Annotated in this window: 2 protein-coding genes and 1 pseudogene; 1 reads left to right on the forward strand and 2 read right to left on the reverse strand. The window is 78.0% G+C overall.

All coding sequences use genetic code 11. From position 1 onward, the window contains the following. On the reverse strand, window positions 1-1,673 hold a 1,673-nt coding region (locus tag ASG32_RS34750; protein WP_244492262.1), incomplete at both ends, for a condensation domain-containing protein. Between the two features lie 2,771 nt (window positions 1,674-4,444). Beyond that, a complete protein-coding gene (locus ASG32_RS28065; protein WP_056532839.1) occupies window positions 4,445-8,221 on the reverse strand; it encodes a non-ribosomal peptide synthetase in 3,777 nt (1,258 codons plus the stop codon). A gap of 187 nt (window positions 8,222-8,408) precedes the next feature. Here ASG32_RS28065 and ASG32_RS35430 point away from each other — a divergent pair. Then, window positions 8,409-8,719: pseudogene (locus ASG32_RS35430) on the forward strand (hypothetical protein); the annotation flags it as partial.

Consider the following 8,719-nt stretch of genomic DNA (forward strand, 5'->3'; position numbering starts at 1 on the left):
GCGGGAAGCCGCCTGGAGATCCGCCTCCGCGGCCTTGGGGCATGGCCGCGGGCGGCGTCGTCCGGCGGCAGGTCCGGTTCGCCGCCGAGGGGATCGAGCCGCAGCGGCACCAGCGTGGTGAACCAGCCCACCGTCCGGCTCAGGTCGTGGCGCGCCGCCTCGCCGGCCGCGTCCGCCAAGCTGTCCGCCAGGGCGTCGGCATCGCGACCGTGGCCCTCGAGCACGACGCGCACGGCTCGCCCGCCGCAGCGGCGCGACACCGCCACTGCGAGCGCCGCGAGCAGGAGTTCGTCGGGGCGCGTGCGGTAGGGCCGGCCCGCCCGGCGCAGGAAGGCGTCGGTGGTGTCGGCGTCGAGGCTGTCGGCGATCTCGGTCTGGGCGGATTCGACGTTGGGGGCGTCGGGCCGGGCAGGTTCGAGGCCCCATGCGGGCGGCGCGAGCTGCGCCGCCCAGGCCTCGGCCCAGGCGCGGCGGCGGTCGGCCTCGGCCGGATCCCGGACCAGGGCGTCGAGGTGCCGGGCCCAGGCGGGGAAGGAGGTCGCGGGCGCCGGCAGGGTCCGCCCCGCGAGGGCCAGGGCGAGATCCGCCACCAGGATGCGCCAGGAGACGGCGTCGACCACGAGGTGGTGGGCGACGAGGAGGAGGCGCTGCCCGCCGTCCGGGGCCGGATCGACCAGGACGGCGCGCAGCACCGGCCCGCGGGCGAGGTCGAGGCTCGTCTGCGCGGCCTCGGCCAGCGCCGCCAGGGCGGCCGCGTCCCGGGCCTCGCGGCACCACAGCGACCCGGCGGCCGCGACGGCGTCGGCGGCGGTGCAGGTCTGCCGCCAGCCGCCGTCGGCCGCCTGCGCGAAGCGCAGCCGCAGGGCGGGATGGGCGGTGGACAGCGCGGCGAGCGCCTCCGCGACGCGGTCCGCCGCGAGGCGCGCCCGCGGGACGAGCAGCACGGCCATGTTCCAGTGCGCGCGCCGCGGCATCGGCGCGGCCAGGAACCAGCTCTGGATCGGGGTCAGCGGTACCGGGCCGGCCTCGAGGCCCGGATCGGTCGCCGCGTCGCGCGCGGGGAGCGCCGGGCATGCGCCCTGCCGCTCGGCGTGCGCGGCGAGGGCGGCGAGGCTCTGGTGGGTGAACACGTCGCGGGGGGTGAGCGTCAGGCCGGCCTGACGGGCGCGCGTGACGAGCTGGAGGGCGAGGATGGAATCGCCGCCGCGCTCGAAGAAGGTGTCGGACCGGGCGACGGCGTCGGGTCCGGGCAGGCCGAGCACCGCGGCCCAGACATCGGCGAGGCGCCGCTCGGTCGCCGTGCGCGGCGGGTCGGCGTCCGGGGCGGGCGCGTCCGCGTCGGGCTCGAGCAGGGCGCGGGCGTCGAGCTTGCCGCTCGTCGAGAGCGGCAGGGCGTCGAGCAGGACGATCGCGGCCGGCACCAGGGCCTCGGGCAGGTCTCGGGCCAGGGCGCGGCGCAGCTCCTGCGGGTCGGGGTGCGCGCCCGGCGCGGGCACCGCGTAGGCCACGAGCCGCGCGGGGCCGTCGGGTCTGCGGCGGGCGACGACGGCGGCCTGGGCGATGCCGGGCTGCGCGCGCAGGGCGGCGGCGACCTCGCCGGGCTCGACGCGCTGTCCGCGGATCTTGACCTGCTCGTCGGCGCGTCCGCGGTAGTCGAGGGCGCCGTCGGGGCGNAGGGCGGCGGCGACCTCGCCGGGCTCGACGCGCTGTCCGCGGATCTTGACCTGCTCGTCGGCGCGTCCGCGGTAGTCGAGGGCGCCGTCGGGGCGGCGGGCGGCACGGTCCCCGGTGCGGTAGAGGCGCGCGCCGGGCCTTCCGAACGGGTCGGGCACGAAGCGCTCGGCGGTCAGGCCGGGGCGTCCGAGATAGCCGCGGGCGAGGCCGGTGCCGCCGATGTAGAGCTCGCCCACCACCCCCACCGGCACCGGGTGCAGCGCCTCGTCGAGGATCCAGGCCGTCCGGTCGCCCACCGGGCTGCCGATCGGCGCGTAGGGTGTGTCGCAGGTCGTGCCGGCGGGGACCTTCCAGACGAGCGGCGTCACCACGGTCTCGGTCGGCCCGTAGCCGTTGATGAGGCGGCGCGGCCCGAGGGCGCGGTTGACGCGCGCGAGCTCGTCGCGCGGCATCGCCTCGCCGCCGAAGGAGAGCAGGTCGAGGGTCGGCGCGCCGCCCTCCTGCTCGGCCCAGCGCGTCAGTTCCCGGACGTAGCTCGGCGGGAAGCCGGCATTCGTCACGCCGTGCCGGCGGAACGCCGCGAACACCTCCGCCGGCGACCAGAGCGCGTCGTCGCGGAGCACGAGGCTGGCGCCGCAGGCGAGCGCGGTCAGCCAGCGCTCGTGCCCGCCGTCGAAGTTGAAGGTGATGAAGTGGAACTCGCGGGAGTCCGCGTCCATCTCGTAGAGCGGCGCGGTCGCGCGGACGTGCATCGCGAGCGGGCCGTGCGCGACCGCCACCGCCTTCGGCTTCCCCGTCGAGCCGGAGGTGTAGATCAGGTAGGCGAGGTTCTCCGGGTGGAGCGCCACCGGGGGTGGAGGCCCCGCGCCCGCGTCCGGCGCGTCCGCGTCGATCAGGATCCGCGGGACCGCGGCCGGCCCGCGGCCGGCATGGGCGCGATCCGTGACGAGGACGCGCGCGCCGCTGTCGGCGACCATCGCGGCGATCCGCGCGTCCGGCAGGTCGAGCCCGAGCGGCAGGTAGGCGCCGCCCGCCTTGAGCACGCCGAGATAGGCGGCGAGCAGGCCGGGCGAGCGGGGCAGCATCACGGCGGCGACCGTGTCCGGGCCGATGCCGGCCTCGGCGAGACGGTGCGCGAGGCGGTTCGCCTCGGCGTCCAGCGTGCCGCGGCTCGTGGCGCGATCGGCGAAGATCACGGCGGTCCGTTCGGGGTCCGCGCGCGCGAGCCCCGCGATGGTCACGTGAACGTGCAGCCCGTCGACCTCGGACGGCGCGGAGGGCGGGTTCAGCCGCGCGATCTCGCCCGGTGCGAGCAGGGGCGCCCCGTGGATCGGCGCGTCCGGCGCCGCGACGAGGCTGCCCAGCAGGGTCAGGAAATGGTCGCGCCAGCGCGCGACGGTGGCCGCGTCGAACAGGTCGCGGGCGTAGGTGAGGTGCGCGGTGAAGCCGCCCTGCGCGTCCTCCAGCGTGGTCAGGCCGAGATCCACGTGGGCGCTGCCGGTGGCGCGGGGGACGCGCTCGACCGACAGGTCGCCGAGGCGGATCGTGGCGAGCGGGCGCTCCTGCAGGTGCTGGACGATCGCCTGGAACAGGGGATTGCGGCCCGAATGCCGGTCGGGGCTCAGGGCGCTCACGAGCCGCTCGAACGGCACGGATTGATGGGCCTGGGCCTCCACGAGGAGCGCCCGCGTCGCCTCCACGCACGCGGCGAAGCTGTCCAGCGGGTCGAACGCGAAGGGCAGCACCAGGGTGTTGGCGAAGCTGCCGATCACGCCCGCGGTCTCGGGCCGGGTGCGGTTCGCCACCGGCACGCCCAGGCGGAGAGCGCGCTCGCCGCCGAGGCGCTGGAGCAGGATCGCGAAGCCGGCGGCGAGGACGTGGAACGCGGTCGCGCCGCCGCGGCGGGCCAGGGCGCGGATGCCCGCCGCGGTCGCGGGCGGCAGCGGGAAGGTCAGCGTCTCCCCGGTGAAGCTGGGCACGTCGGGGCGCGGCCGGTCGGCGGGCAGGGCGAGGACGGGGTGCTCCGTGCCGAGGAGGTCCGTCCAGAACCCGAGGCTCGCGGCCTGGGCGCCCGCGTCCAGCATCCGCGCCTGCCAGGCGGCGTAATCCGCGTAGGTGATGGCGGGGGCCGCGCTCTCCGGCGCGTCGGATCCGTAGCCGGTGGCGACCGCGTCGATCAGCAGGTCCATCGACACGGCGTCGCCGACGATGTGGTGCAGGGTCAGGAAGACGACGTGCCGGTCCGGCGCCTCGCGCACCAGGGCGGCGCGCAGCAGGGGCCCGCGCGCGAGGTCGAAGGGCGCCCGCTCGACGGCCGCCTCGATCGCGGCGCGGCGCGCCCGCGCCTCGGCCGCGTCGCAGCCGGTCAGGTCGTGGCGGGCCATCGCGAACGTGCCCGCCGGGTCGACCTGCTGCACCGGCTCCCCGTCGCGCAGGGGGAAGCGCGCGCGCAGGCCCGCGTGACGGGCGACGGCGCCGGCGAACGCCCGGTCCAGCGCCTCGGGGTCGAGCGGACCGGTCAGGCGCAGCGCGCCGACGATGTGATAGGCGGGGCTCTCCGGGTCGAGCTGCCAGAGGAGCCAGAACCGGCGCTGCGCGTCGGAGAGCGGTCCCGCGTCGCCGCCCTCCGCGGGCAGGATCGGCAGGCGGTCCGCGTCGAGGCCGCGCGCGGCGAGGTCCTGCACGAACCGGCGGCGCTTGCCGTCGGGCAGCGCGGCGAAGCGCGCCGCCAGGGCGCGCAACTGGTCGTCCCGCGAGGGGCCGGTGTCGGTCATTCGGCGTGTTCCAGCGCGTCGAGGAGGTCGCTCATCGCGTCGATGTCGGCGTCCGCGCCGCCCGCGTCCCGGCCTTCGATCGCGACCGCGAGATCCGCCAGGGTGCGCGCTTCGAAGACGGCGCGCAGGGGCAGGGCGATGCCGTGCGCCTCACTCAGGCGCGCGACGACCCGGGCGACGAGGAGCGAGTGCCCGCCCAGGGCGAAGAAGTTGTCGCCGCGCCCGACCGAGGGGAGGTTCAGCACCTCGGCCCAGACAGCGGCGAGGCGGCGCTCCGTCCCGGTCCGCGGCGGGTCGGCGGCCGGGTCGGCGACCGGCTCCGGCGCCGGCAGGGCGGCGCGGTCGACCTTGCCGTTGGGGGTCAGCGGCAGGGCATCGAGCGTCACGACGGCCGCGGGCACCATCGCGTCCGGCAGTGTCGCGGCGAGCGCCCGGCGCAGCTCCGCGGGGTCGAGCGCCGCCCCGGGGCCAGGGACGACGTGGGCCACCAGCCGCGCGTCGCCGGGCCGGTCCTGCCGCGCGGTCACGACGGCCTGCGCGACGCCGGGTTGCGCGATCAGCGCCGCCTCGACCTCGCCGGGCTCGATGCGCACGCCGCGGATCTTCACTTGGTGGTCGACGCGGCCGCGGTAGTCGAGGGCCCCGTCCGCGCGCCAGCGCGCCCGGTCGCCGGTCCGGTACATGCGCGCGCCGGGCGGCCCGAAGGGGCAGGGGACGAAGCGTTCGGCCGTGAGCCCCGGCCGCCCGAGGTACCCGCGGGCGAGCCCGGCGCCCGCGAGGTAGAGTTCGCCGGCCGTGCCCGGCGGGACCGGCCGCAGGCCGCCGTCGAGGATGTAGGCCTGCGTGTTCCACAGGGGCGCGCCGATCGTGACGGCCTCCGCGCCGGGCACGATCTCGGCCGCCGTGGACCAGATCGTGGTCTCGGTCGGGCCGTAGAGGTTGGTGACCCGCGCCGCCCGCGCGCTCAGGGCGCCCGCGAGGTCGGGCGGCAGCGCCTCGCCGCCCACCAGCACCCGCACGCCGCGCAGGGCGTCCGTCTCCGCGAGGCCGCGCCACAGCGTCGGCGTGGCCTGCATCAGCGTGATGCCCGCCTCGCGGACGAGCCGCGCCAGACGCCCGGGATCGAGCACGTCGTCCCGCCCGGCCAGCACCACGCGCGCGCCGCGGAGCAGCGGCCCGAACAGTTCGAGGCCCGCGATGTCGAAGCCGACCGTGGTGACGGCGAGCAGCCGGTCCGCCGGCGTCACGCCGAGGCGATCGACGAGGTCGTGCAGCAGGTTGGTCAGGCCGGCATGCGGGACCACGACCCCCTTGGGCCGGCCCGTGGAGCCGGACGTGTAGATCACGTAGGCGGGATGGGCCGGCACGAGCGGGCGCGCCCGGTCCCGGTCGGTCGGCGCGCGGGCCGGCGCGGCCGCGAGCGCCGCGCGCCCGTCCGGAGCGTCGAGCACCAGGGCGGGCAGGCTGTCCGGCCGCGGCCACCCGTCGACGGTCACGAGGCCGGCGGGCCGGGCATCGGCCAGCATGAGGGCGAGCCGCTCCGCGGGGTAGCCCGGGTCGAGCGGCAGGTAGGCCGCCCCGGCCTTGAGCACGCCCAGCAGCGCCGCGACGAGGTCCGGCCCGCGCGGCAGCGCCACCGCCACGATGTCCTCCGGTCCGATCCCGCGGGCGATGAGCGCGTGGGCGATCCGGTTGGCGCGGGCCTCGAGCTCCGCGTAGCGCAGCACCTCCGAACCGGCCACCAGGGCGACGGCCTCCGGCGTGCGGGCCGCCTGCGCGGCGACGAGCGCCGGCAGGGTCTCGGGCGGCACCGCCCGCGCCGTCGCGTTCCAGTCCGTCAGGACCTGCCGCCGCTCGCCGGCCTCGAACAGGTCGAGATCCCCGATTGCCCGGTCCGGCGCGGCCGCCAGGGCCGCGAGCAGCCGCGCGAACCGGTCCGCGAGGCGGGTCGCGCCGGCTTCTTCGAAGAGGTCCGTGGCGTATTCGAGGTGGCCGACGACGCCCGCCTCCGTCCCGTCGGCCCCGCGCCGCTCGACGAGGCCGAAGGCGAGGTCGAACCGCGCGGCCCCGGAACCGACCGGATCCGGGACGGCGCGCAGGCCGGCCAGATCGAACGAATCCGGCACGCCGTCCTGAAGCGCCAGCATGACCTGGAACAGGGGGTGGCGCGCGAGCGAGCGCGGCGGGTTCAGCACCTCCACGAGGCGCTCGAAGGGCACGTCCTGGTGCGCGTAGGCCTCGAGCGCGACGGCGCGGGCCCGCCCCACGAGGTCGCGCCCGCTCGGGTCGCCGGACGTGTCGGTCCGCAGCACGAGCGTGTTGACGAAGCAGCCGACGAGGCCGTCGAGGGCCTCGTCCGTGCGACCCGCGATCGGGCTCCCGAGCGGGATGTCCTCGCCCGCGCCCAGGCGGGTCAGGAGCGCCGACAGGCCGGCCTGGAGCACCATGAAGAGGCTCGCCCGCTCGCGCCGCGCGAGATCCGCCAGCGCGCGGTGGAGATCCGGCCCGAGGGCGAGGGGCACGCGCCGCCCGCGGTGGCTCGCCGTCGCCGGGCGCGGCCGGTCGGTAGGCAGCGCGAGGCCTGCGGGCAGCCCCGCGAGCTGCGCGTGCCAGTAGCCGATCTCGCGGGCGATCAGGCTGTCCGGGTCGGCCTCGTCGCCGAGACGGTCGCGCTGCCAGAGCGCGTAGTCCGCGTACTGCACCGGCAGGGCCGGGCGCTCCGGCGCCGCGCCGCGGCGGCGCGCCGCGTAGGCCGCCGCGAGATCGCACATCAGCGGAGTCAGCGACCAGCCGTCGGCGGCGACGTGGTGGATCAGGAGGAGGAGCCCGTGCGCGTCCGGGCCGAACCGGTACAGCCGCGCGCGGATCGGCAGGTCGACGGCCAGGTCGAAGGGCGCGCGCGCCGCCGCGGACAGCGCGTCCGGCCACGATTCCGGGTCCGCCGCGCACAGGTCGAGGCCGGGCCGCGCCGCGTCGGGCGGCAGGACCTGCTGCGCCGGCGCCCCGTCGATCGCGACGATGCGGGTCCGCAGGCTCTCGTGGCGCGCCACCACGTCGGCGAGGGCCGCGCGCAGCGCGTCGGCGTCGAGCGGGCCCGTGAGGCGGAGCGCGATCGGGATGGTGTAGGGATGCGCGCCGTCGATCCGCGACAGCAGCCACATCCGGGTCTGGGCCGCGGAGAGCGGGACGACGTCCGGCCGCGGGCGCGCGCCGAGGGGTAGGCGCGCGGGGCCGGCGCGTCCGGCCGCATCGCCGCCGACCGCGGCGATCCACCCGCTCAGCGCCGCGACCGTCGGGGCCTCGAACACGGCGCGCAGCGGCAGCTCGACGCCGAGCGCCGCGCGCAGCCGGCTGACGAGGCGGGTGGCGAGCAGCGAGTGCCCGCCGAGGTCGAAGAAGCCGTCGTCGATCCCGACCGCGTCGAGGCCGAGCACCTGCGCGAAGGCCTGGGCCACGGCCGCCTCGCGCGCGGTGCGCGGCCCGCGCCGGTCCGCGCCCGCCCAGTCGGGTTCGGGGAGGCGTCCTGGGTCGAGCTTCCCGTTGGCGGAGACCGGCAGGGCGGGCAGGGCGAGGATGCGGGCGGGGCGCAGCGCGTCGGGCAGCGTGTCGGCCAGGGCGCGCTGCAGCGCGGGCTCGTCGAGGACGCCGCCGGCCGCCGGCACCGCGTAGCCCACCAGCCGCAGCCCCCCGTCCGGACCGGGACGGGCGACCACCGCCGCCTCGGCGACACCCGGCAGCGCCCGCAGCGCGGCGGCCGCCTCGCCCGGCTCCACGCGCTGGCCGCGGATCTTGACCTGATCGTCCGCCCGCCCGCGGTAGCGCCCCGGCCGGTGCGCCGCCGCGCCCGGCCTCCGGGTCGGGCACGAACCGCGCGGCGGTCAGGCCGGGCTGGCCGCGGTAGCCCCGGGCGAGGCCGAGGCCGCCGATGTAGAGCTCGCCGACGACGCCGACCGGCACCGGGTGGAGCGCGTCGTCGAGGACGTGCAGGCGCAGGTTGGCGATGGGCGCGCCGATCGGCACGCGCGGCCCGGGGGCGGGCCCGTCCGCGCAGGCGCTGTCGCTTGCGCCGTCGCAGGCGCTGTCCCAGGCTGCGACGTCGCAGGCGGTGACGTCGATGGCGGCCTCGGCGGGTCCGTAGAGGTTGTGCACCCGCGCGCCGGTGCGGGCGGCGACGGCGCGGGCGAGGTCGGGCGGCAGGGCCTCGCCGCTGGCGACCAGTCGGGTCTGATCGATCATGGCCTGCTTGGTGCCGAACATGATCGAGCCGGTCG

It is taken from the genome of Methylobacterium sp. Leaf361, from assembly GCF_001424445.1.
In the GTDB taxonomy this organism is placed as follows: Bacteria; Pseudomonadota; Alphaproteobacteria; order Rhizobiales; family Beijerinckiaceae; genus Methylobacterium.